The organism is Streptomyces sp. NPDC002232, assembly GCF_042890295.1.
Classification (GTDB): domain Bacteria; phylum Actinomycetota; class Actinomycetes; order Streptomycetales; family Streptomycetaceae; genus Streptomyces.
In genome coordinates, this window is the sequence record NZ_JBIARV010000007.1 from 128,646 (window position 1) to 152,376 (window position 23,731).

Consider the following 23,731-nt stretch of genomic DNA (forward strand, 5'->3'; position numbering starts at 1 on the left):
GTCATCCCCCGTCCCGTCCTCCGCGCGGGCCGCCTCACGGTCCCCGGCACGTCCGGGCTCGGCGTCGCACTCGACCGAGGCGCCCGGGAGTCGCTCCACCGCCGCCGGCTGGAGGACGACGGCGCCCACCGGGACCGCCACGACACGGCGGCGACGCGGGCGGTCCACCCCGGACGGACCCCGAGCCGCTGGTGAACCGCGCGCCCCCGCTACGCGTGACAGGCCACCGGAACCCCGCCGTTCATCGCCGACATGTCCCCGAACACCGCCACCGGATCCAGCGGCGACCCCTCCGGCAGGCCCTCCAGCTCCGCGTACGCCCGGTGCAGGTTCGCCACCAGCCGCTCGCTCTCCCGCCACGCCGCGAACTCGCCGAGGTCCGTCCGCCGCGCCGTCTCCAGCGGCGTCGAGCCCTTCGCGTAGCCCTCGACGGCCAGTTCGCGCACCCAGAGCAGGTACCGCTCCATGGTGTCGTACGCCGAGGGGTCGGTCACCGGCCCGTGCCCCGGTACCACCGTCGGCGCGTCCAGGGAGCGCAGCAGGTCCAGCGCGCGCAGCGAACCGGCGAGCGACCCCATCGGTATGAACGGCGTCCCTCCCTGGAAGACCAGGTCGCCGGTGAACACCACGCCCTGCTCGGGCAGATGGACGATCGAGTCGCCCGTCGTGTGGGCGACCCCCGGGTGGAGCACCCGCACCTCGGTCCCGCCGACGTGCAGCGTGAGCCGGTCGCTGTACGTGACGGAGGGCGGCAGGATGTCGACCCGCCCGAAGTCGGTCCGCGGCCACAGCAGATGGAGCTGGTGACCGGCCGCGAGCTGCTCCGACCGGCAGTTCTCGTGCCCGATGATCCGGGCCTCCGGGTGGAACACCCCGTTCCCGTAGGTGTGGTCGCCGTGGTGGTGGGTGGAGACGATGGTCCGCGGCAGCGGCAGATCCTCGGCGAGCACCGCCTCGCGCAGCAGCAGCGCCCGCCGCTCGGTGGCCGCGGTGTCGACGAGCAGCGACTCGTCCGGACCGCCGATGAAACCGGCGTTGTTCAGGCACCAGCCGCCGTCCGGCTGGACGAAGGCGTAGACGTGCGGAGCGAGCGCGACCACATAGGGTTCGGTGGCAGACAAAGGGATTCCCCCGGATGAGAGCCCGACTGGACAGGGGAAGACTGCCAGCCCCCGCCCAGCGCTGGAAACCCGGAACCGCTCACCCCGCTTCGTCCCCGTCCCAGCCCTGCGCCGCCACGAACGCGTCCCCGTGCTCCGCCGACCACCGCCCCAGCGCCTCGATCGGCCCGAGCAGCGAACGGCCCAGCTCCGTCAGGCCGTACTCGACCCGCGGCGGCGTCTCCTCGAACGCCCGCCGCTCCACCAGGGCGTAGCCCTCCAGACGCCGCAGGGTCTCCGTCAGCACCTTCGCGCTGATCCCGCCGATCGACGCCCGCAGCTCGCCGGGCCGGCGCGGCCCGTCCGCGAGCGCGTACAGCACGACCCCGTTCCAGGTGTGGGCGAGCAGGTCGAAACCGAGCCGCGCCCGGCAGTCCGCGAGCAGCCGGTCGGGAACCATTCGGTAAGTCACCCCCCGCCTACGGTCGTTCACGACAGCACGCACAACGGTACGTGAAGGAGGACGCCCCATGCGGGTGGGAGTGATGGGTACGGGAGCGATGGCGCGGGCGCTCGGCGGCGGATGGGTCCGGGCGGGCCACGAGGTGCTCGTCGGCGGCCGGGACGCGGACCGGACCGCCGCGCTCGCCGCGAGCACCGGCGCCCGGCCGGGCACCCTCGCCGAGGCGGCCCGCTTCGGCGGGGCGACCCTCCTGGCGCTGCCGTACGACGCGGTCCTGCCGGTCCTCGGGACGGTGGGCCCCGAGGGCTCGCTCGGCGGACGGATCCTGATCGACTGCACCAACGCGGTCGGACCGGGGCCCGTCCTCACCACCGGGGAGGGCCCCGGCGCCGCCCGGACGCTCGCCGCCGCGACGGGCGCCCGCGTGGTCAAGGCCTTCAACCACCTCACCCCCGCCGTGTGGGGCCGCGTCCCGCCCGTCTTCGCGGACGGACCGGTCGCCGTCCCCCTCTGCGGGGACGACGAGGAGGCCCTGACACTCGTCGCAGGCCTGGCGGCCGACCTGGGCTGCGCCCCCTTCGTGGCCGGTCCGCTCGCCCACGCCGACCTCCTGGAGGCGGCCACCGCCTTCCTCATCGGCCTGTGGACCTCGGGACGCGACCCGCGCGCCATGCTCCCGCCGCCGGCGGCGCTCGGCGGCTGACCCCCCGCTTGCGGGCCGGCCCGCGGGCACCGAGGGTCGGAGGTATGAAGGCGATCAGCTACCGCCGGTACGGCGGCCCGGAGGTCCTGGAGTACGGCGAGCTGCCCGAGCCCAAGGTCGGACCGGACGCGGTCCTGATCGAGGTCCGGGCGGCCGCCGTCAACCCGGTCGACTGGAAGTGCCAGGCCGGATACCTCGACGGGATGATGGACGCGGTCTTCCCGGTCGTCCCCGGCTGGGACGTCTCCGGCGTCGTCGTACGGCTCGGCGTCTCCGTCCCCGAGTTCGCCGTGGGCGACGAGGTCATGGGGTACGTCCGCGAGGACTTCCTCTCCCGGGGCACCTTCGCCGAGTACGTCGCCGCACCCGTCCGCACCCTCGCCCGCAAGCCCCGCACCCTGGACTTCGAGGAGGCCGCGGCCCTCCCGCTGGCCGGCCTCACCGCGTACCAGGCGCTCCACCGGCCCCTCGCGGTGCGCCCGGGCGAGACCGTCCTGGTCCACGCGGCGGCCGGCGGGGTCGGCTCGATGGCCGTGCAGATCGCCCGCCACCTCGGCTGCCGGGTCATCGGCGCGGCCAGGGAGGCGGGCCTGGAGCGGGTCGCGGAGCTCGGCGCCGAACCCGTCCGCTACGACGAGGCGACCTTCACCGACCAGGTCCGCGCCCTCGCTCCCCTGGGCGTGGACGCCGTCCTCGACACCATCGGCGGTCCCTTCCTGAAGCTCTCCGCCCCGCTGGTCTCCCCCGGGGGCCGGCTGGCCTCGATCGCGGACGGCGAGGTCCTCGCGCTCGGCGGGACCTACTTCTGGGTCCGCCCCGACGCCGCGGACCTCACGGCGCTCGCGGACCTGGCCGACGCGGGCGTCCTCTCCGTCCGGGTCGCCCGGTCCTTCCCGCTGGAGCGGGCGGCCGAGGCCCAGCGCGCCAACGCGGCCGGCGGTCTGAACGGCAAGGTCGTGGTCACCGTCCCGTAGGCGGTGTCGTGGAGATCCCGCCCCCCGGGCGACGACGGGAGCGTGACGTCACGCCCGGGGCCCGACATGACGGCGACCACGCCCGGCGTGGGACCGCGGGTCCTCGCCGTCACCAGATGACGGCCGCCCCGAACACGGCGAGCGCGATCGTGCACACCGCGGCCAGCAGCGCGCCGCGGTGCGACAGCGGGAGCGGCCGGGCCGCCCCCAGCGAGCGGATCCGGCGGTGGGACACGGCCAGGAAGGCGACCCACACCAGACACGACAGGGCGAGTCCGGTCAGCTCCTTGGCCGTGACCTCGTCGCTGACGGTCAGCTTCACGGCGAGCACGGCGACGACCGTGCACGACAGGGTCGTACGCCGCCACGCGAGCCGGGTCCGCTCCGGCTGGAGCCCCGGATCCCGGGCCGCGGCGGGCGCGGTCACCGCCCGGCCCGGCCGAAGACGACGAGCGCCACCATCGCGAGCGCCACCACGGCCACCGCGACGCTGAGCACCGCGGGGAAGCGGGAGACCGGCAGGTCCTCGCCGCGCCGCATCGCCCGCTCGCAGCGCACCCAGTGGTTCACCGCCCGCAGGGCGCACAGCACCCCGCCGACGAGCAGCGCGAGCGCCAGCCCCACCCGGACGCCCCAGCGCAGGTCCGGCAGGAACTGGTCGACGGCGAACCCGCCGCCGACCAGGGCGAGCGCGGTCCGGATCCAGGCCAGGAAGGTCCGCTCGTTGGCGAGGGAGAAGCGGTAGTCGGGGGTCTCGCCCTCGTCCCGGATCCGCTGCGGCGCGAACCACAGCCGCAGGCTCTGCACGAAATCGCTCACTCGTGCACCCTAACGGCCGGTTGATCACCCCGCCGGGTGCGCGCGCAGCAGCTCGTACGCGGCGAGGCCGTCCGGGACCCAGTCCCAGGAGCCGAGGCGTTCCTCCAGCTCACCGTCGGTGAGGAAGGCGTGCCAGGCGACCTCCTCCGCCTGCGGGCGCACCGGCAGCTCGCAGCGGACCTCGTAGACCGTCGACCACCACTTTCCGGCCACGCCCCCGGAGTCGTACAGGAACCGCAGCACCGGCTCGGGCCGGGGCAGCCCGGAGACCCCGAGCTCCTCCTCGGCCTCCCGCAGCGCGGCCTCGTCGTAGGACTCGCCCGCGCCGACGACGCCGCCGACGAACATGTCGTACCGGGAGGGGAAGACCAGCTTCGTCGGTGTCCTGCGGTGGACGAAGACCCGGCCCTCGGCGTCCCGGACCCGGACGAAGACGCAGCGGTGGATCAGGCCCCGCGCGTACACCTCGCCGCGCGGGGCCCGTCCGATCACCCGGTCGTGCTCGTCGACGACGTCGAGGATCTCTTCGGAGGCGCTCATGCGCCCATGAAATCACTGCCCCATGACGTACTTGACCGTCGGACCGGTCGTCCAGCCGCCGTCCACGGCGAGCTCGGCGCCCGTCACGTACGAGGCGGCGTCCGAGAGCAGGAAGACGACCGCGCCCGCGATCTCGTCGGCCTCGCCGACCCGGCCCATCGGCGTGTTCGGGTACTTGCCCTCGCCGCGCTCGATGCCGACGGACGCCGTCATCGGGGTGTAGGTCATGCCCGGGTGGACGGAGTTGACGCGGATCCCGGCCGTGCCGAGCTCCACCGCGCCGATCTTCGTCAGCCCGCGGACCCCCCACTTGGAGGCGCCGTAGCCGGCGGTCAGGGCCAGGCCCATCAGGCCCGCCGCCGAGGAGATGTTGACGACGGAGCCGCCGCCGGCCTCCTTCATCGCCGGTATCGCGGCCTTCATGCCGATGAAGACCCCGGTCAGGTTGATGTCGAGGACCTTGCGGAAGTGCTCGACGGACTCGGTCTCCAGGAAGGCGCCGGTGGAGATGCCCGCGTTGTTCACCAGACCGTGCAGGGCGCCGAACTCCGCCACCGCGAAGGCGACGGCCGCCGCCCAGTCCTGCTCGGAGGTCACGTCGTGGTGGAGGAAGCGGGCCCGCTCGCCGAGCGCCTCCGCCGTGGCCCTGCCGTCCTCGTCGAGCACGTCGGTGATCACGACGTTCGCTCCGGCGGCCACGGCCAGCTTCGCGGCCTCGGCGCCCAGGCCGCGGGCGCCGCCGGTGATGAGCACGGTCTTGCCGGTGAGGTCGTTCATGAGGGGGTCCCTTCGGGGTTGTTCAGACGCTCCGGGGCTGTGCGGCCCGGAGAAGCGCGGTGGTGGTCTCGACGAGATCGGCGAGGAAGAGCGGCTCGTCCGTGAGGGGCTCGGCGCCGTCGAGGTACTGCCGGGCCCGGTCCGCCATGGCCGCGCCCACCACGGTCAGCGCCAGGTCCAGACGCTCCAGGAGCAGCGGACCGGGGAGCCCGCCGGCGGCCAGCCGGTCCGCGATCCGCTCGATCAGGCGCCAGTAGACGGTGCCGGCGAGCGTGGGATGGGGGGTGCGGGTGCGGACGCCGCTCTCGTGGCTGAGCTGGGCCGAGATCCGCAGGCAGCGGCGGCCCCGGTCGGTGCGCAGCTCACTGGCCTCGGCGGTGACGAGCGCGGCGACCAGCCGCCGCAGGTCGTCGCCGGCGGCGTCCAGGAGGGGCGCGAGCACCTGCTCGGTGCGGGCCTGGCGGCCGGCCATGACGGCGTCGCGGAGCCCGGTGCGCGAGCCGAAGTGGTACTGCACCGCGGAGGGGTTGGCCTGTCCCGCCAGGGCCACGATGTCCCGGAGCTGGGCGCCGTCGACGCCCTGTGCGGCGAAGAGCTCCTCCGCCGCGCGGATCAGTTTTTCCCGGGTCTCGGGTCCCGACGTCCTCGCCATGCGTCCATATTAATGCTCGACATTAGAAAAGCGAAAGGCGGGAAGGGAGGGCCGGACGGTTGACTGGATACACGCGTGTATCCAAGATGCGGTCCATGTCCTACGACGCTGATGTGATCGTGATCGGGGCGGGCCTCGCCGGCCTCGTCGCCACCGCCGAACTGGTCGCCGCCGGCCGCACCGTGATCCTCCTCGACCAGGAACCCGAGCAGTCCCTCGGCGGCCAGGCGCACTGGTCCTTCGGCGGACTGTTCCTCGTCGACTCGCCCGAGCAGCGCAGGATGCGCGTCAAGGACAGCCGCGCCCTCGCCCTCCAGGACTGGTTCGGCACCGCCGGCTTCGACCGCACCGAGGACCACTGGCCCAGGAAGTGGGCCGAGGCCTACGTCGACTTCGCGGCCGGCGAGAAGCGCGCCTGGCTCCACGCGCGCGGGGTGCGCTTCTTCCCCGTCGTCGGCTGGGCCGAGCGCGGCGGCTACGACGCGAACGGCCACGGCAACTCCGTACCCCGCTTCCACATCACCTGGGGCACCGGCCCCGGCCTCGTCGCCCCCTTCGAGCGCACGGTCCGCGCCGGCGCCGCCCGCGGCCTCGTCGACCTCCGCTTCCGCCACCGCGTCACCGGACTCGCCCGGACGGCCGGAGCCGTCGACACGGTCTCCGGCGAGATTCTGGCCCCCTCCACCGCGGCCCGCGGCACCGCGTCGAGCCGCGAGGTCACGGGCGCCTTCGAACTCCGTGCCCAGGCCGTGATCGTCACCTCCGGCGGCATCGGCGGCAACCACGACCTCGTCCGCGCGCAGTGGCCCGCCCGGCTCGGCACCCCGCCGGCCAAGCTGCTCTCCGGCGTCCCCGCCCACGTCGACGGCCTCATGCTCGGCATCGCCGAGAAGGCGGGCGCGCACCACATCAACCGCGACCGGATGTGGCACTACACCGAGGGCATCGAGAACTGGAACCCCATCTGGGCCCGCCACGGCATCCGCATCCTGCCCGGTCCGTCCTCCCTCTGGCTCGACGCGACCGGCAAGCGCCTCCCGGTGCCGCTCTTCCCGGGCTTCGACACCCTCGGCACCCTGGAGCACATCACGCGGACCGGGCACGACCACACCTGGTTCGTCCTGGACCAGCGCATCATCGGCAAGGAGTTCGCCCTGTCCGGCTCCGAACAGAACCCCGACCTCACCGGCAAGTCCGTCCGGGGCGTCCTCGGCCGCGCCCGCGCCGACGTACCCGCCCCGGTCCGGGCCTTCATGGACCACGGCGCCGACTTCGTCGTCGAGAAGGACCTCTCCGCCCTCGTCCGGGGGATGAACGCCCTCACCGACGAGCCCCTGATCGACGAGACCGCGCTGCGCCGCGAGATCACCGCCCGCGACCGCGAGATCGCCAACCCCTTCACCAAGGACCTCCAGGTCACGGCGATCCGGGGCGCGCGCCGATATCTCGGCGACAAGCTGATCCGCACGGCGGCGCCGCACCGCATCCTCGACCCGGCGGCGGGACCGCTGATCGCCGTCCGCCTCAACATCCTCACGCGGAAGTCGCTCGGCGGCCTGGAGACCGACCTCGACTCCCGCGTCCTGACGGAGGACGGCGCGCCCCTGGACGGCGTGTACGCGGCGGGGGAGGCGGCCGGCTTCGGCGGCGGCGGAGTCCACGGCTACCGCTCCCTCGAAGGCACCTTCCTGGGCGGCTGCGTCTTCTCGGGCCGCGCGGCGGGCCGGGCGGCGGCGCGCGCGGTGAGCTGAGGGCGGGGCGTGGGGCGCCACGCGCGCCCCTTCCTGCCTGAGGCCGCCCGCCACGTGGCGCGCCTCACGCCCCTTCCCGCCTGAGGCGGGGCGGTCCGTGGCGCGGCTCACGCACCCGCCTGCCTGAGGCCGCGCCTCACGGATCCGACCGGTAGATGGCGCGGCCCAGGTGTCGCGGGGCGCCCCCCTGGCCAGGATCAGGCCATGGAGACAGGCATCGCACTGCCCCAGTACGGCACCCACGCCCGCGCCGACCGCATCGCGGCCTTCGCACGGGATGCCGAGGACGCCGGGTTCGACTCGTTCTGGGTCGGCGACCGGGCCCTGACCCCGGTCGCCCCCAGCGACATCTATCCCGGGCACACGCCGGAGGACCCGTACCCCCGTCAGTACCGGACCTTCCTCGACCCGCTGACCGTGCTCACGGTCGCCGCCGGCGCCACCTCGCGGGCCCGGCTCGGCATGAGCACCCTCAACGGCCCCTGGTACCCGCCGGCCCTGCTCGCCCGCTCCCTCACCTCGCTCGACCAGGTCAGCGGCGGGCGGCTCGACGTCGGTCTCGGCATCGGCTGGCTGCGGGACGAGTACACCGCCGTCGGCGCCGACTTCGCCCGGCGGGGCGCCCTCCTCGACGAACTGCTCGACGTCCTGGACGGCATCTGGACGCGGGAGGAGTTCGGCCACGAGGGCCCCCGCTGGACCATCCCCGTCTCGTACGTCGGGCTCCGGCCCGTGCAGCCCGCCGGACCGCCCGTCTACCTCGGCGGCTTCAGCCCGGCCGCCCTGCGCCGGGTCGGCCGCAGGGCCGCCGGCTGGGTCGGTGCCGTCCTGCCTCCCGGAGTGGCCGAGGGCCTGTGGGACGAGGCCCGGCGCGCCGCCGAGGAGGCGGGCCGCGACCCCGACGTGCTGCGCCGCCGGATCCGCTTCAATCCCGCGCCCGGTGCCACGGCGGACGCGATCGCCCGCGTGCTCTCCGGCGTGCGCGACACCGGCGCGGACGGCTGCTTCGTCGACCTCCAGCAGTCGGTCGGATCGCCGGAGGAGGCCCTGGAGCTCGGGTGCGAGGTGCTGGACCTGCTGCGGGGCTGAGCACGGCGGAGGGGCCCCGGAGATCCGGGGCCCCTCCGCGCGTACGGGGCCGCCTACAGCACCAGCGACAGCAGCAGCACGAAGACGATGCCGACGACCGAGATGATCGTCTCCATCACCGACCAGGTCTTGACCGTCTGGCCGACGCTCATGCCGAAGTACTCCTTCACCAGCCAGAAACCGGCGTCGTTGACATGGCTGAAGAAGAGCGAACCGGCCCCGATGGCGAGGACGAGCAGCGAGACCTCGCCGGTCGACATCCCCTCGGCGAGCGGGGCCACCAGGCCGGCCGCGGAGATCGTGGCCACCGTGGCGGATCCGGTCGCGAGCCGGATCGCGACCGCGATCAGCCAGGCGAGGAGCAGGGCCGGGATCGACCAGCTCTTGGAGAGGTCGAGGATCATCTGGCCGACGCCGATGTCGATCAGGGTCTGCTTGAAGCCGCCGCCCGCGCCGACGATCAGCAGGATGCCCGCGATGGGGGCGAGGGACTTCTCGACGGTCGAGTTCAGCCGCTCCTTGGTGAAGCCGGCCGCCCGGCCCAGCGTGAACATGCCGACGATCACGGCCGCGAGCAGGGCGATCATCGGGGAGCCGATGACGTCGGTGACCTTCTGCACGCCGTTCTCGGGGTCGTCGACCACGATGTCGACGAGCGCCTTGACCAGCATCAGGACGACGGGCAGCAGGATCGTCGCCACGGTCGCGCCGAAGCCGGGGCGCTTCTCCACGTCCTCGGAGGGGCGCGCGGGGATCATCTTCTCCGGCGCCGGGATGTCCACCCAGCGGGCGGCGTACTTCGAGAAGACCGGGCCGGCGATGATCACGGTGGGTATGGCGACCACCAGGCCGAGCGCGAGCGTCACGCCCAGGTTGGCGCCGACCGCGTCGATCGCGACCAGCGGGCCGGGGTGCGGCGGGATGAGCCCGTGCATGACGGACAGTCCGGCGAGTGCCGGGATGCCGATCCGCATCAGCGAGTAGTTGCCGCGCTTGGCGACCATCAGCACCACCGGGATCAGCAGCACGATGCCGACCTCGAAGAAGAGCGGCAGACCGATCACCGAGGCGATGAGGACCATCGCCCAGGGCATGGCCCGCTTGCCGGTCCTCGCGAGGATCGTGTCCACGATCTGGTCGGCGCCGCCGGAGTCGGCGAGCAGCCGCCCGAGGATCGCGCCGAGCGCGATGAGCACGCCGACACCGGCGACGGTGGCGCCGAGTCCGGCGCTGAACGACTTGATGGTGTCCGCGAGCGGCGCGCCCGCGAAGGCACCGAGCGCCAGCGACCCGATGGTCAGCGCCAGGAACGCGTGCAGCTTGAACTTGGTGATGAGCAGGACGATGACGGCGATGCCGGCGAGCACGGCGATCCCGAGCTGGGCGTTGCCTGCCGAGGTGATCGGTTCGGCGGCGTCCGCTGCCAGGATCTCGACGCTGAGACTGGTCACGGTGGAGTCCTTCGTACGGGCAGGAAGGGGGGACGGGGGTACGGGGGGTGCGGAGGAGGGTCAGCCGGCCAGGCCGCGCAGGGCGGCGACGGCGCGGGCGGTGATCTCCTCCGGGGTGCCGGTCACGTCGACGGCGACGCCGGCCTCGTCCTCCTGCAGCGGTTGCAGGGTGGCGAACTGGGAGTCGAGGAGCGCGGTGGGCATGAAGTGGCCCCGGCGCGCGGCCATCCGCCCCTCGATGAGCTCCCGGTCACCGGTCAGATGCAGGAAGACCACCCCGGGCGCGGCGGCACGCAGCCGGTCCCGGTAGCTCCGCTTCAGCGCGGAGCTGCTCACGACCCCGCCGAGCCCGGCCCGGCCGTGTGCCCACTCCCCGATGGCGTCGAGCCACGGCCCCCGGTCGCTGTCGTCCAGCGGCGTGCCGGCCGACATCTTGGCGACGTTCGCCGCCGGGTGGAAGTCGTCGCCCTCCGCGTACGGGAAGCCGAGCGCCTCCGCGACCAGCGGACCGATGGTGGTCTTGCCGGTCCCGGCGACGCCCATCACGACGACGACCGGGGGAGCGGAGAGGGGGGTGGTGCTCATGGGGGGTGCCTCGCTGTCTTCATCGACATCGATTCGGTGAATCCGTCGCGCTCATGAAACCCATTGGGTACGACGTATTCAAGAGGCTGTGACATAAAAGTCGTACTTTTCATTCCCGGGTGTGGTCACCCGGGCCCGCGCGCATAGGCTGATCGTCATGACGACACCGGCCCGGGGCCTCCACTCGCACGTCCTGGCCACCCTGGGCCTCGCGATCACCGCCGGGGAGCACCCGCCCGGCACCGTGCTGCGCACCGACGAGGTCGCCCAGCGCTTCGACGTCTCGCGGACCGTCGTCCGTGAGGTCGTCCGCGTCCTGGAGTCGATGCACCTCGTCGAGTCCCGCCGCCGCGTCGGCGTGACCGTGCTCCCCACGGCCAGCTGGAACGTGTTCGACCCCCAGGTCATCCGCTGGCGGCTCGCCGGTGCCGACCGCCCCCGCCAGCTCCGCTCGCTCACCGTGCTCCGCTCGGCCGTCGAACCGGTCGCCGCCGGTCTGGCCGCGCTGCACGCCACCCCCGAGCAGTGCCGCGAGCTCACCGAGCAGGCCCTCGGCATGGTCGCCACCTCGCGCGGCCGGCGCCTGGAGGAGTACCTGGTCCACGACATCGCCTTCCACCGCGTCGTGCTCGATGCCTCCGGCAACGAGATGTTCGCCCGGCTCGGCGACGTCGTCGCGGAGGTCCTCACCGGCCGTACCCACCACCACGTGATGTTCGAGGACCCCGACCCGGCCGCCGTCACCCTGCACGTCCAGGTCGCCGAGGCCGTGCGCGAGCGCGACGCGGCCCGCGCCGAGGAGCTCACCCGCCAGATCGCGGTCGGCGCCCTCAGGGAACTGGACGTCCTGGCTCCGTGAAGCTCTGAACTAGCTCAAATCTGGGCGTTCAGTGACATGCGCCACAGTCTGTGGGCGCCGTTTGCCGTGAGGATGTGCGCTGGCCGTGCCGGGGACACCCCCCAGCGGGCACGGCCGGGTACCGCACTGCCCCCTCACGAAGGCGACCTCGTTCATGACTGACCGCGTCACCGCGGCCGAGCCGCTGTCCGCCGCCCCGGCGCACACGGCCGCCGTCCCCCACGTCGACGCAGGCGACGCCGGATACCGCAAGGACCTCAAGTCCCGGCACATCAACATGATCGCCATCGGCGGCGCCATCGGCACCGGCCTCTTCCTGGGCGCCGGCGGCCGGATGTCCCAGGCGGGCCCGTCCCTCTTCATCGCCTACGCCGTCTGCGGCGTCTTCGCCTTCTTCGTGGTGCGCGCCCTCGGCGAGCTGGTGCTCTACCGCCCCTCCTCCGGCGCCTTCGTCTCCTACGCCCGCGAGTTCATGGGCGAGAAGGGCGCGTACACGGCCGGCTGGCTGTACTTCCTCAACTGGTCGACCACCGCCGTCGCCGACATCACCGCGGCCGCCACCTACGCCCACTTCTGGGCCATGTTCAGCGACGTCCCGCAGTGGGTCCTCGCCCTGATCGCCCTCGCGGTCGTCCTCGCCGCCAACCTCATCTCCGTGAAGTACTTCGGCGAGATGGAGTTCTGGTTCGCCATCATCAAGGTCGCCGCCCTGGTCGCCTTCATGCTCGTCGGCATCTTCCTCATCGTCACCTCGCACGAGGTCGGCGGCCACACCCCCGGCCTCGCCAACATCACCGACAACGGCGGCATCTTCCCCCAGGGCATGATGCCGATGCTGCTGCTCATCCAGGGCGTCGTCTTCGCCTACGCCTCCGTCGAGCTCTGCGGCGTCGCCGCCGGCGAGACCGAGAACCCCGAGAAGATCATGCCGAAGGCGATCAACTCGATCATGTGGCGCGTGGGCCTCTTCTACGTCGGCTCCGTCGTCCTGCTCGCGCTGATCCTCCCCTACACCGCGTACTCCGGCGACCAGAGCCCCTTCGTCACCGTCTTCGACAAGCTGGGCGTCCCCGGCGCCGCCGGCGTCATGAACCTGGTCGTCCTCACCGCCGCCCTCTCCAGCCTCAACTCCGGGCTCTACTCCACCGGCCGCATCCTGCGCTCCATGTCGCTCGCCGGCTCCGCGCCCAAGTTCACCGGCGTCATGAACCGGGGCGGCGTCCCCTACGGCGGCATCCTGCTCACCGCCGGCTTCGGCGTCCTCGGCGTCGCCCTCAACTACGTGATGCCCGGCGAGGCCTTCGAGCTCGTCCTCAACTTCGCCTCCCTCGGCATCATCGGCACCTGGGCCATGATCATGGTCTGCTCCCTGTTCTTCTGGCGCAGCGCCCGGGAGGGCAAGGTCACCCGCCCCGGCTACAACCTGCCCTGGGCCCCGTACACCCAGATCGTCACGCTGGGCTTCCTCGCCTCCGTCCTCGTCCTGATGTGGATGGACGGCGGCATCAGCCGCACGACCGTGAGCTGCCTGCCGCTCATCGCGGCCGCGCTCACCGGCGGCTGGTTCCTGGTCCGCCGACGGGTCCGCGAGACCTCCGGGTCGCACCAGGGCTGAGACTCCCCCCACGGGAGAAGGAGGTCCCCCGCAGGCACGGCCTGCGGGGGACTCGCCTTTTGTCAGGAGATAGTGGTACGCAAGAGCCTTACAAGATCCGGCCGCAGGAAGGGAAGTTCGCGATGCCGCAGCACGTCCAGGGGGTCATCGCCCCGGGCAGGAACGAACCGGTACGCGTCGAGACCATCGTGATCCCCGACCCCGGCCCCGGCGAGGCCGTCGTGAAGATCCAGGCCTGCGGCGTCTGTCACACCGACCTCCACTACAAGCAGGGCGCGATCAACGACGAGTTCCCCTTCCTGCTGGGCCACGAGGCCGCGGGAGTCGTCGAGTCCGTCGGCGAGGGCGTCACCGACGTCACCCCCGGCGACTTCGTGATCCTCAACTGGCGCGCCGTCTGCGGCACCTGCCGCGCCTGCCTGCGCGGCCGCCCCTGGTACTGCTTCGCCACCCACAACGCGAAGCAGCGGATGACCCTGCTCGACGGCACGGAGCTCTCCCCGGCCCTCGGCATCGGCGCCTTCGCCGAGAAGACCCTCGTCGCCGCCGGCCAGTGCACCAAGGTCGACCCGGCCGTCGCCCCCGAGGTCGCGGGCCTCCTCGGCTGCGGCGTGATGGCCGGCATCGGCGCCGCCCTCAACACCGGGAACGTCGGCCGGGGCGACACCGTCGCCGTCATCGGCTGTGGCGGCGTCGGCGACGCGGCCGTGGTCGGCGCCCGCCTCGCCGGAGCCGCGAAGGTCATCGCCGTCGACATCGACGACCGGAAGCTGGCCAAGGCGAAGGAGATGGGCGCCACCCACACGGTCAACTCCCGCGACGCCGACGCCGTCGAGTCGATCCGCGAGCTCACCGGCGGCTTCGGCGCCGACGTCGTCATCGAGGCCGTGGGCCGCCCGGAGACGTACGAGCAGGCCTTCTACGCCCGCGACCTGGCCGGCACCGTCGTCCTCGTCGGCGTGCCCAGCCCCGAGATGAAGCTCGAACTCCCCCTCCTCGACGTCTTCGGCCGAGGCGGCTCGCTCAAGTCCTCCTGGTACGGGGACTGCCTGCCGTCCCGCGACTTCCCGATGCTCATCGACCTGCACCAGCAGGGCCGCATCGACCTCGCCGCCTTCGTCACCGAGACCATCGGCCTCGGCGACGTGGAGAAGGCCTTCGCCCGCATGCACGAGGGCGACGTCCTGCGCTCGGTGGTGGTCCTCTGATGGCCGCCCGCATCGACCACCTCGTCACCTCGGGCACCTTCAGCCTCGACGGCGGCACCTGGGACGTCGACAACAACGTCTGGATCGTCGGCGACGACACCGAGGCCATCGTCATCGACGCCGCCCACGACGCCGAGGCGATCCTCGCCGCGCTCGACGGCCGCGCCCTGCGCGCCATCGTCTGCACCCACGCCCACGACGACCACATCGACGCCGCCCCGGCGCTCGCGGCCGCCACCGGCGCCCGCATCCTGCTCCACCCTGCCGACCAGCCCCTGTGGAAGCTCACCCACCCCGACCACAGCCCGGACGGCGAGCTCGCCGACGGCCAGGTCCTCACCATCGCGGGCACGGACCTCACGGTCCTCCACACCCCGGGCCACGCCCCGGGAGCGGTCTGCCTGTACGCCCCCGAGCTGGGCACCGTCTTCACCGGGGACACCCTCTTCCAGGGCGGCCCCGGCGCGACCGGCCGGTCCTACTCGGACTTCCCGACGATCGTCGGCTCGATCCGCGAGCGGCTGCTCGGCCTGCCCGCGGAGACGGTCGTCCGCACCGGCCACGGCGACACCACCACGATCGGGGCCGAGGCCCCGCACCTGGAGGAATGGATCAAGCGGGGCCACTGAGCCGCAGCCGGCTCTCGAACCCCAGGACGTCACCCGTGAACGGGTCGGTGAACTCCAGCGTCCGCGCGAGCAGTCGCAGCGGACGCGCGAAGTCCTCCGGCCCGTCCTCGCGCACGACCGGGTACACCGGATCGCCGACGATCGGCAGGCCCAGGCGGTTCATGTGCACCCGCAGCTGATGGGTCCGCCCGGTCACCGGCACGAGCCGGTACCGCCCGAGCCCCCCGGCGTGGCGCAGCAGCTCGATCCGGCTCTCGGCGTTCGGCTCGCCCGGCACCTCCCGCGCGGCCATCACCCCGCGCTCCTTCTCGATCCGGCTCCGCACCGTCACGGGCAGCTCCACCGCCGGGTCGTACGGCGCCACCGCCTCGTACTCCTTGCGCACCACCCGGTCCCGGAACAGCGTCTGGTACGCCCCCCGGTCCTCCTCGCGCACCACGAACAGCACGAGCCCCGCCGTCAGCCGGTCCAGCCGGTGCGCGGGCTGGAGGTGCGGAAGCCCCAGGTCGCGCCGCAGCCGGGCGAGCGCGGTCTCCGTCACGTGCCGCCCCCGGGGCATCGTGGCCAGGAAGTGCGGCTTGTCGGCCACCACGATCCGCTCGTCCCGGTGCACGACCCCGATCGCGAAGGGCACCGGAGTCTCGGCGGGGAAGTCCCGGTGGAACCAGAGGTACCGCCCCGCCACGTACGGCTCGGTCCCGTCGACGGGCCCGTCGACCCCGACGAACCGTCCGTCCCGGAGCATCTCCTCGACCCGCCCGACCCCGACGGCATGCCCGTACCGCGCGACCAGGTACGCGCCGACCGTGGCCGGAGAGCCTTCGGGATCCTCCGGGAACCGCACCCGCACCGGGTCGATCCCCCGGAGCTGGGGGAGGGGCGAGGAAGGGCCCTTGGATCTGCGTCGCACCGGTACCGCCGTGCTTCCTGCTGCCGCAACAAGAAAGACCCCACAAGATGTGGGGTCTTCCGCTGGTGTCCGAGGGGGGACTTGAACCCCCACGCCCGATAAAGGGCACTAGCACCTCAAGCTAGCGCGTCTGCCATTCCGCCACCCGGACAAGGTGTCTGTCTTCCTGGCCGCTGGGCCCTTCCGACGAGGAAAACCATAGCAAACATTCGGACCGGTCGATCACCACCCCCGGTGGGCCCCCGGCATGTGACGGCAGCGTGTCGGCCGGCCGGCGCCCTTGGTGCCGAGGGGGGCACGCGCGAGGATGGGGGGAGATCACCAGCAAGCACGTGGGGCACGTAGTGGGAGGAAGCAGCGTGAGCGAGTCGAACACGGTCCGGACCGTCAGCGGCGAGGACGAGGTGGTGGACCTCTGCCGCGACCTCATCCGCATAGACACCAGCAACTACGGCGACCACTCCGGCCCCGGCGAGCGGGCGGCGGCCGAGTACATCGCCGAGAAGCTCGCGGAGGTCGGCCTGGAGCCGAAGATCATCGAGTCGCACCGGGGGCGGGCCTCCACCGTCGCCCGGATCGAGGGCGAGGACCCGTCGCGGCCGGCGCTGCTCATCCACGGCCACACCGACGTCGTCCCGGCCAACGCCGAGGACTGGACGCACCACCCCTTCTCCGGCGAGATCGCCGACGGCTGCGTCTGGGGCCGCGGGGCCGTCGACATGAAGGACATGGACGCGATGACCCTCGCGGTCGTCCGCGACCGGCTGCGCAGCGGCCGCAAGCCCCCGCGGGACGTCGTCCTCGCCTTCCTCGCCGACGAGGAGGCCGGCGGCACCTACGGCGCCCGGCACCTGGTCGACCAGCACCGGGGCCTCTTCGACGGGGTCACGGAGGCGATCGGCGAGGTCGGCGGCTTCTCCTTCACCGTCAACGAGAACCTGCGGCTCTACCTGGTCGAGACGGCCCAGAAGGGCATGCACTGGATGCGGCTGACCGTCGAGGGCACGGCGGGCCACGGCTCCATGACCAACGACGACAACGCCATCACGGAGCTGTGCGAGGCCGTGGGCCGCCTCGGCCGCCACCAGTGGCCGGTCAGGGTCACCAAGACCGTGCGGTCCTTCCTCGACGAGCTCTCGGACGCCCTGGGCACCCCGCTCGACCCCGAGGACATGGACGGCACCCTCGCCAAGCTCGGCGGCATCGCCAAGATGGTCGGCGCCACCCTCCGCAACTCGGCCGCGCCCACGATGCTCGGCGCCGGCTACAAGGTGAACGTGATCCCCGGCCAGGCCACGGCGCACGTCGACGGCCGCTTCCTGCCCGGGTACGAGCAGGAGTTCCTCGCCGACCTCGACCGGATCCTCGGTCCCCGCGTGAAGCGCGAGGACGTGCACGGCGACAAGGCACTGGAGACCAGCTTCGACGGCGCCCTGGTGGACGCCATGCAGCTGGCGCTGCGCGCCGAGGACCCGATCGCCCGCGCCGTGCCGTACATGCTCTCGGGCGGCACCGACGCCAAGTCCTTCGACGACCTCGGCATCCGCTGCTTCGGCTTCGCGCCGCTCCAGCTGCCGCCGGAGCTCGACTTCGCCGGCATGTTCCACGGCGTGGACGAGCGGGTGCCGGTGGACGGTCTGAAGTTCGGCGTCCGCGTCCTGGACCGCTTCCTCGACGCCTGCTGAATTCGTCCGCACGTTTGCATGTGACCGGAAAGAGTGAATGAACTCGGGCACTCGTAGCCCCCACCATTCCCCCTCGTTACAGGTGATGCGGTCCGCGGCTGGGGCCGCATTGCCAACTAGGAGGAATAATGATCAAGAAGGTCGTCGCTGCTGCGGCTGCCACCGGCGGTCTCGTTCTCGCGGGCGCGGGCATGGCCGTCGCCGACGCGGGTGCCCAGGGTGCCGCCATCGGTTCCCCCGGCGTGCTCTCGGGCAATGTCGTCCAGGTGCCGGTTCACGTCCCCGTGAACGTGTGCGGCAACACGGTCTCCGTGATCGGTCTGCTGAACCCCGCCTTCGGCAACACCTGCGTCAACGCCTGACGTTGTGCCTCGCCCCGTGAGGGTGTGAGCCGGTCCGGCCCCGGAGTGCGTGCCATGCACTCCGGGGCCGGTGGCCATTTCCGCCCCGGGCCGACCGCCCGGTGGCACTCTTTCGAAGCCGAGCAGGCAGGGAACAAGCTATGCGACAGGTCACGCGCAAGGGCCTTCTCACCGTCGTGGCCGCCGGAGGCGTATTCGCCGCCGTCGGCGGCGGATATGCGCACGCCGATTCCGGCGCGAACGGTACGGCCATGAATTCCCCGGGCGTCGCGTCCGGAAACTCCGTCCAGGTCCCGGTACACGTACCGGTGAACGCCTGCGGAAACACCGTCAACGTCGTCGGAGTCCTCAATCCGGCCTTCGCCAACAAGTGCGCCAACACGTCCTCGCAGGGCGGCGGCTCGTCCGCCGGGGGACACACGAGCAACTCGCCTGGCGTGGCCTCCGGCAACAACGTCAAGGTGCCGGTCGACGCCCCCGTCAACGTGTGCGGCAACGGCGTCACCGGCGTGGGCCTGCTGAACCCCGCCATGGGGAACGACTGCGCCAACAGCGGGGACGACGGCGACACGGGGTACGGCGAGGAGGGACCCGGCACGCCCGGGACCCCGGGTACGCCGGGCACGCCCGGGACCCCCGGCACTCCGGGAACCCCGGGGACGCCCGGTACGCCTGGGACCCCCGGTACTCCGGGTACGCCTGGCACTCCTGGGACCCCCGGCACCCCCGGTACGCCCGGCACTCCGGGTACGCCTGGCACTCCTGGGACGCCCGGGACCCCCGGCACTCCCGGTACGCCCGGCGGTGAGCACGGTCCGAACACCCCCGGTGAGCACGGCGTCACCCCGCCCCGCTCCGTCGAGGAGCTCGCCGAGACCGGCTCCGGTCCGCTCGGCGTGATCGTCCCCGCCGGGGCCGGACTGCTGCTCGCCGGCTCGCTGATCTACCGCCGCGCCCGCCGCGCCGCCTGATCCGCGCCGGTCGCGCACCACGCACAGGGGCCCCGCACACCGCGGGGCCCCTTCGCGTCGTCCCGTTCCCTACCAGGTCGCCCTGACCTGGCGGATGATCCGCCGCTTCAACCGCACTCTGCGGCTCCCGTCCCGGTGCAGGCTCAGACGGTCCAACTCCCAGTGTCCGTACTCGGCATGGTCGGTCAGCAGCCGCGTCGCCTCCTTGCGGGAGACACCGCGCGGCACGTACACGTCGACAAATTCGTATTCCGGCATCGCATCTATTGTGCGGGCACCGGCCCGGTACGGATAGCGTCTCTCCCATGTCTGATGCTGCGCAGCCCACCGCTGCCGAGGTACGCGCCGCCGCCGAGGCGGTCAAAGCCGCACTGGACCGTCACCTCGCGGCGGTCGAACGCCGTACGGGAGACGACGACACAGCCGTCTACGAAGCCTTCAACGCCCTCGCCACGGCGGCCGAGGCGTACGACGAACTCCTCTACGACCGCTACGACGAGGTCACTCCCTTCGAGATCCCCGGAGCCGACGGCAACCTGCCGCCGTACACCGGGCCCGACGAACCCCACGCCGTCAGCCTCCTGATCCGCCGCGACTACGCCGTCGCCGAACCGCGGCGCCTGCTCGCCCAGGCCCGCCGTGTCGCCGAGCTCGGCGACACCACGGACACGGCGGCGGCCGCCCGGGCCGGAGCCTCGCCGCTCGCCGCGCTCGGCATGCTCTTCGGAGAGTACGAACCGGACGAGATCGCCTCCCGGCACAAGGAGTTCGGCCTGGAGGAGGGCGACTCCACGCTCTGGGTCACCGCCGCCGAGGAGCTCCCGGAACCGGGGGAGTGGCTGGGCGCCCCCTTCGACCACGCCGATCCCGAGCGGATCGTCTGCCGCTTCGACGTCAGCTCGGTCTTCGACGAGGAAGAGGACGAAGAGGACGGGGTGGACGGGGTGGACGGGATGGACGAGCCCGTGGCGGACGTGGCGGTCGGCCCCACGGACGTCTGACGGGACGCCGGAGAGCCCGGACGCCTGACGGGACGTGGGAGGGCCCGGACACCGCGCGCGGTGTCCGGGCCCTCCTCGTTCCCCGTCGTTTCCCTCGTCGCCCGTGCCCCTCGCTCCGTCCGCGCCTACTGCTCCTCGGGGGCGAGCAGCCCCTCCAGGAGCGGCCGCAGCCGCGTCGTCCGCTCCGGGGCCACGCCCTCGGCCACCGCGCGGGCCAGCGCCTGGTCCACGCCGTGCACGACCGACAGATGGCGCTCCGCCCGGCCGAAGGCCGTGTACACCCACGGCCGGCTCAGACCGCCCGCGGCGTCCCCGGGCAGCACCACGACCACCGCGGGCCAGCGCGCCCCGGCCGCCTGGTGCGCGGTGAGCGCCCAGCCGTGCCGCAGCGCCGGCTCCACCCGATCCCTCGGTACGAGGACCTCGTCGTCCCCGCAGCGCAGCCGCAGCCCCTCCGGGTCGGCCGACAGGACCGTGCCCGTCACCGTCCGGCCCGGCACGGGCGCGTACGCCACCCGGTCCCCGGGGTCGTAGCCGCCGAAGCGGCCGGGCCCGGGGTTCAGCCGCTGCTTGAGGGCCGCGTTCAGCGCGCGCGTACCGGCCGAGCCGCCGTGGCCGACCGTGACGACCTGCGTCTGCTCCGACGGCACCCCGATCGCCCGTGGCACCGAGTCCGCCACCAGCTGGACCGTGCGGTGCACGGCCTCGCCGGCGTCCCGCACCGGGACGATCACGATCTCCTTGCCGGGGGCCTCGACCTGGTTCAGCTCGCCGACCCCGATGCCCGACACCAGCTCGCCGAGCGGGCCCGGGTCGGGCACGCGGGAGGCGACCCTCGGGCACACCCGTGCCGCCAGCACGTCCGCGAAGACCCGCCCCGCGCCCGGGGCGCCGAGCACCTCCGGGTCCCCGCTCAGCACCAGTCGGCAGCCGTCCGGCAGCGACTCCACGAGCATCGCGCCGGTCTCCACGTCCAGCTGCGGCGCGTCCAGGACCACGAGCAGGTCCAGGGCGAAGGCCCCGTCCTCGTCCCGGCCGGGACCGGCCGCGCCGGACAGCAGGGCGCCGACCGTCACCGCGTCCGCGCCGCCCGCGCGCCGCCCGGCGTCCGCGTGGACGGCCACCAGGGTGCGCAGCCCGCGCGCGCGGGCCGCCGCGGCGAGCGCCACGGGCTCGGCGCGGGAGGCCTCGCCGCCGGTGTGCAGGACGAGGCCGTGCGCCCCGGCGGCGCGCTCCAGCTCGCCGCCCTCCCAGGTGTCGGCCGTCGCCGTCCGCACCAGCCGGGCGAGACCGTCCGCGAGGCTCTCCTCCGCCAGCGCGTACCGGTCCAGTCCGAGCAGCACGGGCGCGGCGGGCTCCGGCTCCGCGGCGGGCGCGGCCGCGTCCTCGCCGGCGTCCTCGGCGTCCTCGTCGTCCTCCGGGTCCTGTGCCGTCTCCTCCTCCTGGAAGACGAGGACGGCGGCCTCGGAGACCGCCGTCTCCACGGCTTCCTCCGGGTCGGGCACGGCATGCCCGGCGAGTCCCGCGCGCACGGCCTGGATCTCCAGGGCGGTGTGCCCCTGGAGGGCGGCCCGCTCCAGCAGCCACACGGTCAGGGCGACCGTGCGGCGGGGGTCGCCGGGACCGGTCGCGGGGCCGAGCAGCGCCCGCGCGAACCCGTCGGCCTGCTCGGGCTTGACCCCGGCCACCGTGAGCAGCTGCCACGGGTCCTCACGGAGCACGGCGGCCGCGCCCTCGCCGAGCGCGGCGGCGACCGGGACGGCCAGGGCCTCCGGGGCCCCGCCTTCGGCGAGGACCTCGCGGACGGCGGCCGTGGTGCCGGGCGCCGGTGCGGCGGGCCGCTCCGGCGCGGGGGGACGCACGGTCATCTCGGGGGCCGCCTCGGCGGCGGAGCGCCGGGTGGCGGGCTCGGGGGCCTCGTAGAGGCTGCTGCCCGAGGCGGCGCCGCCCTCGACGGCCCGGACGGCCGCGAGGAGGTCGGCCGCGGTGCCGCTGAGCTTGGCGCCGCTCGCGAGGGGGCCGTCCTTCTCGGCCTTGCGGGCCGCGATCTTCGCCCGCAGCTCCCGCTGCGCGGCGAGCTCGACCTGCGCGTCGCTCAGGTCCCCCGAGGACCCGCCGTCACCGGCGCCGCCGTCCGCACCGGGCTCGGCGGCGTCCGCGGTGCCGCCGTCCGCCGCGACGCCCGCGTGGGGCTCCGCCGTGTCCGGCTCTCCGGCCGCCCCGGACTCCCGGTCGGCCCCGGACTCCCCGTCACCCCCGGATTCCCGGTCAGCCCCGGTCCGCGTCTCGTCGCCCGCCCCGGGCTCCTCCGTCTCCGGTCGCTCGCCCGTGTCGGGCGTTCCGCTCTCGGGCGTTCCGTCCTCGGGCGTGGTCGGGTCCTCGGCCGCCCCGGGGCTCTCGTGCGTCTCCGGTCGCTCGCCCGCGTCGGGCGTGCCGTCCGCTCTCGGGTGCTCGGGCGTGCCGGGCTCCTCGGGCGTGGTCGCCCCGTCGCCCGCGCCCGGACGCCCTGCCGTCTCCGGCTTCTCCTCCGCGTCCCGCTCCGCGGCCGTCCCCGGCCGGTCGGTGGGCGGCACGGCCTCGGGCGCGGTCTCCCCGGAAGGCTCGGTCACAAGGTGCTCCAGTCGTGATCCGGATAGCGGTGCACGGGCGCCGACACATCGTCCAGCGCCCGACAGATCTCGTCAGGAAGACTAAGCGTCTCCACTGACAACGCGGCCGTGAGCTGCCGCGCCGTGCGCGCGCCGACGATCGGCGCGGTCACCCCGGGCCGGTCGCGGACCCAGGCGAGCGCCACGTGCAGCGGGGTCGTCGCGAGCCCGTCGGCCGCCGTCGCCACCGCGTCCACGATCCGGCTCGCCGCCTCGTCCAGGTACGGCTCCACGAAGGGACCCATCCGCTCCGAGGCCCCCCGCGAGTCCGTCGGCGTGCCGCTGCGGTACTTCCCCGTCAGGACCCCGCGTCCCAGCGGGGAGGAGGGCAGCAGCCCTATGCCGAGGTCCCGCGCGGCCGGCAGCACCTCCCGCTCGACGCCCCGCTGGAGCAGCGAGTACTCGAGCTGGGCCCCGGCGAGCCGGGTCCGGTCGCCGCCGAGCTGCCAGGTGCCGGCCTTGGCGAGCTGCCAGCCGCAGAAGTTGGCCACGCCCGCGTACCGGGCCCGGCCGCTGCGTACGGCGATGTCGAGGGCCTGGAGCGACTCCTCCAGGGGCGTGTACGGGTCGAAGGCGTGCAGCTGCCAGAGGTCGACGTGGTCGGTGCCCAGGCGCGCGAGGGAGGCGTCGAGCGCGGCGAGCAGGTGCCCGCGCGAGCCGTCCGTGCGGCGGTCGGGGTCCGGGACGCTGCCCGCCTTCGTCGAGAGCACGAGGTCCTGGCGGGGCACCAGGCGCTCCATCAGGCGTCCGAGCAGATACTCCGCCTCGCCGCCGCCGTACACGTCGGCGGTGTCCACGAGCGTGCCGCCCGCGTCCCAGAACGACTTCAACTGCTCGGCGGCGTCGTGCTCGTCGGTGTCCCGGCCCCAGGTGAGGGTGCCGAGTCCGATGCGCGACACACGCAGGCCGGTACGTCCGAGATGCCTCTGCTCCATGGGC

At 73.5% G+C, this 23,731-nt stretch carries 25 protein-coding genes and 1 tRNA gene; 12 read left to right on the forward strand and 14 right to left on the reverse strand.

Annotation, left to right across the window (positions count from 1 at the left end):
* Positions 1-209 precede the first annotated feature (209 nt).
* Complete coding sequence (locus ACFYXU_RS32255) at positions 210-1,121, reverse strand: MBL fold metallo-hydrolase (protein ID WP_389461209.1); 912 nt, start codon at positions 1,119-1,121, stop codon at positions 210-212.
* A 79-nt stretch (positions 1,122-1,200) separates the two neighbouring features.
* Entirely contained in the window at positions 1,201-1,560 is a 360-nt protein-coding gene (locus ACFYXU_RS32260; RefSeq protein WP_376510888.1) for a winged helix-turn-helix transcriptional regulator, read from the reverse strand.
* Between the two features lie 70 nt (positions 1,561-1,630).
* Between ACFYXU_RS32260 and ACFYXU_RS32265 the strand changes: the two genes are divergently transcribed.
* A complete protein-coding gene (locus ACFYXU_RS32265) occupies positions 1,631-2,266 on the forward strand; it encodes an NADPH-dependent F420 reductase (protein WP_376510886.1) in 636 nt (211 codons plus the stop codon).
* Positions 2,267-2,310: 44 nt separating this feature from the next.
* A complete protein-coding gene (locus ACFYXU_RS32270) occupies positions 2,311-3,240 on the forward strand; it encodes an NADP-dependent oxidoreductase (RefSeq protein WP_389461211.1) in 930 nt (309 codons plus the stop codon).
* A 109-nt stretch (positions 3,241-3,349) separates the two neighbouring features.
* Here ACFYXU_RS32270 and ACFYXU_RS32275 read toward each other — a convergent pair whose 3' ends face one another.
* Genes ACFYXU_RS32275 through ACFYXU_RS32295 form a run of 5 tightly spaced genes read right to left on the reverse strand, consistent with a single transcriptional unit; the run spans position 3,350 to position 6,028 of the window.
* Entirely contained in the window at positions 3,350-3,667 is a 318-nt protein-coding gene (locus ACFYXU_RS32275; RefSeq protein ID WP_376510883.1) for a DUF202 domain-containing protein, read from the reverse strand.
* Positions 3,664-4,059, reverse strand: coding sequence for a YidH family protein (locus ACFYXU_RS32280; protein WP_376510881.1), 396 nt, complete (start codon positions 4,057-4,059; stop codon positions 3,664-3,666). The genes ACFYXU_RS32275 and ACFYXU_RS32280 overlap by 4 nt, the downstream gene beginning before the upstream one ends.
* Positions 4,060-4,083: 24 nt before the next feature.
* On the reverse strand, positions 4,084-4,599 hold the full coding sequence (locus ACFYXU_RS32285; RefSeq protein WP_376510879.1) for an NUDIX domain-containing protein: 516 nt from the start codon (positions 4,597-4,599) through the stop codon (positions 4,084-4,086).
* Between the two features lie 12 nt (positions 4,600-4,611).
* Positions 4,612-5,376, reverse strand: a complete 765-nt coding sequence (locus ACFYXU_RS32290; RefSeq protein ID WP_329855818.1) for a glucose 1-dehydrogenase — start codon at positions 5,374-5,376, stop codon at positions 4,612-4,614.
* Between the two features lie 22 nt (positions 5,377-5,398).
* Positions 5,399-6,028, reverse strand: a complete 630-nt coding sequence (locus ACFYXU_RS32295; protein ID WP_376510877.1) for a TetR/AcrR family transcriptional regulator — start codon at positions 6,026-6,028, stop codon at positions 5,399-5,401.
* Between the two features lie 95 nt (positions 6,029-6,123).
* Here ACFYXU_RS32295 and ACFYXU_RS32300 point away from each other — a divergent pair, with 95 nt between their 5' ends.
* The gene (locus ACFYXU_RS32300; protein ID WP_389461213.1) at positions 6,124-7,779 is read left to right on the forward strand and encodes an FAD-binding dehydrogenase; all 1,656 of its coding nucleotides are present in this window, start codon (positions 6,124-6,126) and stop codon (positions 7,777-7,779) included.
* A 204-nt stretch (positions 7,780-7,983) separates the two neighbouring features.
* Entirely contained in the window at positions 7,984-8,868 is an 885-nt protein-coding gene (locus tag ACFYXU_RS32305) for a TIGR03619 family F420-dependent LLM class oxidoreductase (protein WP_389461215.1), read from the forward strand.
* 53 nt (positions 8,869-8,921) lie between these two features.
* Here the strand turns inward: ACFYXU_RS32305 and ACFYXU_RS32310 are convergent, their stop codons facing one another.
* A complete protein-coding gene (locus tag ACFYXU_RS32310) occupies positions 8,922-10,319 on the reverse strand; it encodes a gluconate:H+ symporter (protein WP_329855823.1) in 1,398 nt (465 codons plus the stop codon).
* A 60-nt stretch (positions 10,320-10,379) separates the two neighbouring features.
* On the reverse strand, positions 10,380-10,904 hold the full coding sequence (locus ACFYXU_RS32315) for a gluconokinase (protein WP_389461218.1): 525 nt from the start codon (positions 10,902-10,904) through the stop codon (positions 10,380-10,382).
* A gap of 157 nt (positions 10,905-11,061) precedes the next feature.
* Here ACFYXU_RS32315 and ACFYXU_RS32320 point away from each other — a divergent pair, with 157 nt between their 5' ends.
* The 4 genes from ACFYXU_RS32320 (at position 11,062) to ACFYXU_RS32335 (ending at position 15,215) form a co-directional block, all read left to right on the forward strand.
* Positions 11,062-11,763 carry a FadR/GntR family transcriptional regulator gene (locus ACFYXU_RS32320; RefSeq protein ID WP_389461220.1) on the forward strand — a complete coding sequence of 234 codons (702 nt, stop codon included), beginning with the start codon at positions 11,062-11,064 and terminating at the stop codon, positions 11,761-11,763.
* Positions 11,764-11,917: 154 nt separating this feature from the next.
* On the forward strand, positions 11,918-13,378 hold the full coding sequence (locus ACFYXU_RS32325) for an amino acid permease (RefSeq protein ID WP_389461222.1): 1,461 nt from the start codon (positions 11,918-11,920) through the stop codon (positions 13,376-13,378).
* A 122-nt stretch (positions 13,379-13,500) separates the two neighbouring features.
* Positions 13,501-14,586 carry an S-(hydroxymethyl)mycothiol dehydrogenase gene (locus tag ACFYXU_RS32330; RefSeq protein WP_389408648.1) on the forward strand — a complete coding sequence of 362 codons (1,086 nt, stop codon included), beginning with the start codon at positions 13,501-13,503 and terminating at the stop codon, positions 14,584-14,586.
* The gene (locus ACFYXU_RS32335; RefSeq protein ID WP_329855830.1) at positions 14,586-15,215 is read left to right on the forward strand and encodes an MBL fold metallo-hydrolase; all 630 of its coding nucleotides are present in this window, start codon (positions 14,586-14,588) and stop codon (positions 15,213-15,215) included. Before ACFYXU_RS32330 ends, ACFYXU_RS32335 begins: the two co-directional genes overlap by 1 nt.
* Here the strand turns inward: ACFYXU_RS32335 and ACFYXU_RS32340 are convergent.
* A complete protein-coding gene (locus ACFYXU_RS32340; protein ID WP_389408649.1) occupies positions 15,199-16,125 on the reverse strand; it encodes a pseudouridine synthase in 927 nt (308 codons plus the stop codon). The two genes, ACFYXU_RS32335 and ACFYXU_RS32340, sit on opposite strands and share 17 nt — an antisense overlap.
* 63 nt (positions 16,126-16,188) lie before the next feature.
* Positions 16,189-16,276: transfer RNA gene (locus ACFYXU_RS32345), tRNA-Leu, on the reverse strand.
* A 208-nt stretch (positions 16,277-16,484) separates the two neighbouring features.
* On the opposite strand from ACFYXU_RS32345, the gene ACFYXU_RS32350 reads away from it, so the two are divergent.
* The 3 genes from ACFYXU_RS32350 (at position 16,485) to ACFYXU_RS32360 (ending at position 19,143) form a co-directional block, all read left to right on the forward strand.
* The gene (locus ACFYXU_RS32350) at positions 16,485-17,810 is read left to right on the forward strand and encodes a M20/M25/M40 family metallo-hydrolase (RefSeq protein WP_329855834.1); all 1,326 of its coding nucleotides are present in this window, start codon (positions 16,485-16,487) and stop codon (positions 17,808-17,810) included.
* A 128-nt stretch (positions 17,811-17,938) separates the two neighbouring features.
* Positions 17,939-18,172, forward strand: a complete 234-nt coding sequence (gene chpH, locus ACFYXU_RS32355; RefSeq protein ID WP_015032475.1) for a chaplin ChpH — start codon at positions 17,939-17,941, stop codon at positions 18,170-18,172.
* 140 nt (positions 18,173-18,312) lie between these two features.
* Positions 18,313-19,143, forward strand: coding sequence for a chaplin (locus tag ACFYXU_RS32360; protein ID WP_361393696.1), 831 nt, complete (start codon positions 18,313-18,315; stop codon positions 19,141-19,143).
* Between the two features lie 69 nt (positions 19,144-19,212).
* On the opposite strand, the gene ACFYXU_RS32365 is transcribed toward ACFYXU_RS32360, so the two are convergent.
* Positions 19,213-19,401 carry a DUF5703 family protein gene (locus ACFYXU_RS32365; RefSeq protein WP_015032473.1) on the reverse strand — a complete coding sequence of 63 codons (189 nt, stop codon included), beginning with the start codon at positions 19,399-19,401 and terminating at the stop codon, positions 19,213-19,215.
* Positions 19,402-19,448: 47 nt separating this feature from the next.
* Here ACFYXU_RS32365 and ACFYXU_RS32370 point away from each other — a divergent pair, with 47 nt between their 5' ends.
* The gene (locus tag ACFYXU_RS32370) at positions 19,449-20,144 is read left to right on the forward strand and encodes a hypothetical protein (RefSeq protein WP_389461224.1); all 696 of its coding nucleotides are present in this window, start codon (positions 19,449-19,451) and stop codon (positions 20,142-20,144) included.
* Between the two features lie 125 nt (positions 20,145-20,269).
* On the opposite strand, the gene ACFYXU_RS32375 is transcribed toward ACFYXU_RS32370, so the two are convergent.
* Positions 20,270-22,753: a helix-hairpin-helix domain-containing protein gene (locus ACFYXU_RS32375; RefSeq protein ID WP_389461226.1), complete on the reverse strand. Its 2,484-nt coding sequence runs from the start codon at positions 22,751-22,753 to the stop codon at positions 20,270-20,272.
* Positions 22,750-23,727, reverse strand: coding sequence for an aldo/keto reductase (locus ACFYXU_RS32380; RefSeq protein WP_361393699.1), 978 nt, complete (start codon positions 23,725-23,727; stop codon positions 22,750-22,752). Before ACFYXU_RS32380 ends, ACFYXU_RS32375 begins: the two co-directional genes overlap by 4 nt.
* Between the last annotated feature and the right edge of the window lie 4 nt (positions 23,728-23,731).

Bases quoted from the DNA above. Each gene is read 5' to 3' on its own strand.
- ACFYXU_RS32300 (WP_389461213.1), top strand. From the start codon at position 6,124: ATGTCCTACGACGCTGATGTGATCGTGATCGGGGCGGGCCTCGCCGGC.
- ACFYXU_RS32320 (WP_389461220.1), top strand. From the start codon at position 11,062: ATGACGACACCGGCCCGGGGCCTCCACTCGCACGTCCTGGCCACCCTG.
- ACFYXU_RS32325 (WP_389461222.1), top strand. From the start codon at position 11,918: ATGACTGACCGCGTCACCGCGGCCGAGCCGCTGTCCGCCGCCCCGGCG.
- ACFYXU_RS32270 (WP_389461211.1), top strand. From the start codon at position 2,311: ATGAAGGCGATCAGCTACCGCCGGTACGGCGGCCCGGAGGTCCTGGAG.
- ACFYXU_RS32265 (WP_376510886.1), top strand. From the start codon at position 1,631: ATGCGGGTGGGAGTGATGGGTACGGGAGCGATGGCGCGGGCGCTCGGC.
- ACFYXU_RS32260 (WP_376510888.1), bottom strand. From the start codon at position 1,560: ATGGTTCCCGACCGGCTGCTCGCGGACTGCCGGGCGCGGCTCGGTTTC.
- chpH (WP_015032475.1), top strand. From the start codon at position 17,939: ATGATCAAGAAGGTCGTCGCTGCTGCGGCTGCCACCGGCGGTCTCGTT.
- ACFYXU_RS32365 (WP_015032473.1), bottom strand. From the start codon at position 19,401: ATGCCGGAATACGAATTTGTCGACGTGTACGTGCCGCGCGGTGTCTCC.
- ACFYXU_RS32380 (WP_361393699.1), bottom strand. From the start codon at position 23,727: ATGGAGCAGAGGCATCTCGGACGTACCGGCCTGCGTGTGTCGCGCATC.
- ACFYXU_RS32295 (WP_376510877.1), bottom strand. From the start codon at position 6,028: ATGGCGAGGACGTCGGGACCCGAGACCCGGGAAAAACTGATCCGCGCG.
- ACFYXU_RS32285 (WP_376510879.1), bottom strand. From the start codon at position 4,599: ATGAGCGCCTCCGAAGAGATCCTCGACGTCGTCGACGAGCACGACCGG.
- ACFYXU_RS32370 (WP_389461224.1), top strand. From the start codon at position 19,449: ATGTCTGATGCTGCGCAGCCCACCGCTGCCGAGGTACGCGCCGCCGCC.
- ACFYXU_RS32330 (WP_389408648.1), top strand. From the start codon at position 13,501: ATGCCGCAGCACGTCCAGGGGGTCATCGCCCCGGGCAGGAACGAACCG.
- ACFYXU_RS32360 (WP_361393696.1), top strand. From the start codon at position 18,313: ATGCGACAGGTCACGCGCAAGGGCCTTCTCACCGTCGTGGCCGCCGGA.
- ACFYXU_RS32305 (WP_389461215.1), top strand. From the start codon at position 7,984: ATGGAGACAGGCATCGCACTGCCCCAGTACGGCACCCACGCCCGCGCC.
- ACFYXU_RS32335 (WP_329855830.1), top strand. From the start codon at position 14,586: ATGGCCGCCCGCATCGACCACCTCGTCACCTCGGGCACCTTCAGCCTC.
- ACFYXU_RS32315 (WP_389461218.1), bottom strand. From the start codon at position 10,904: ATGAGCACCACCCCCCTCTCCGCTCCCCCGGTCGTCGTCGTGATGGGC.
- ACFYXU_RS32290 (WP_329855818.1), bottom strand. From the start codon at position 5,376: ATGAACGACCTCACCGGCAAGACCGTGCTCATCACCGGCGGCGCCCGC.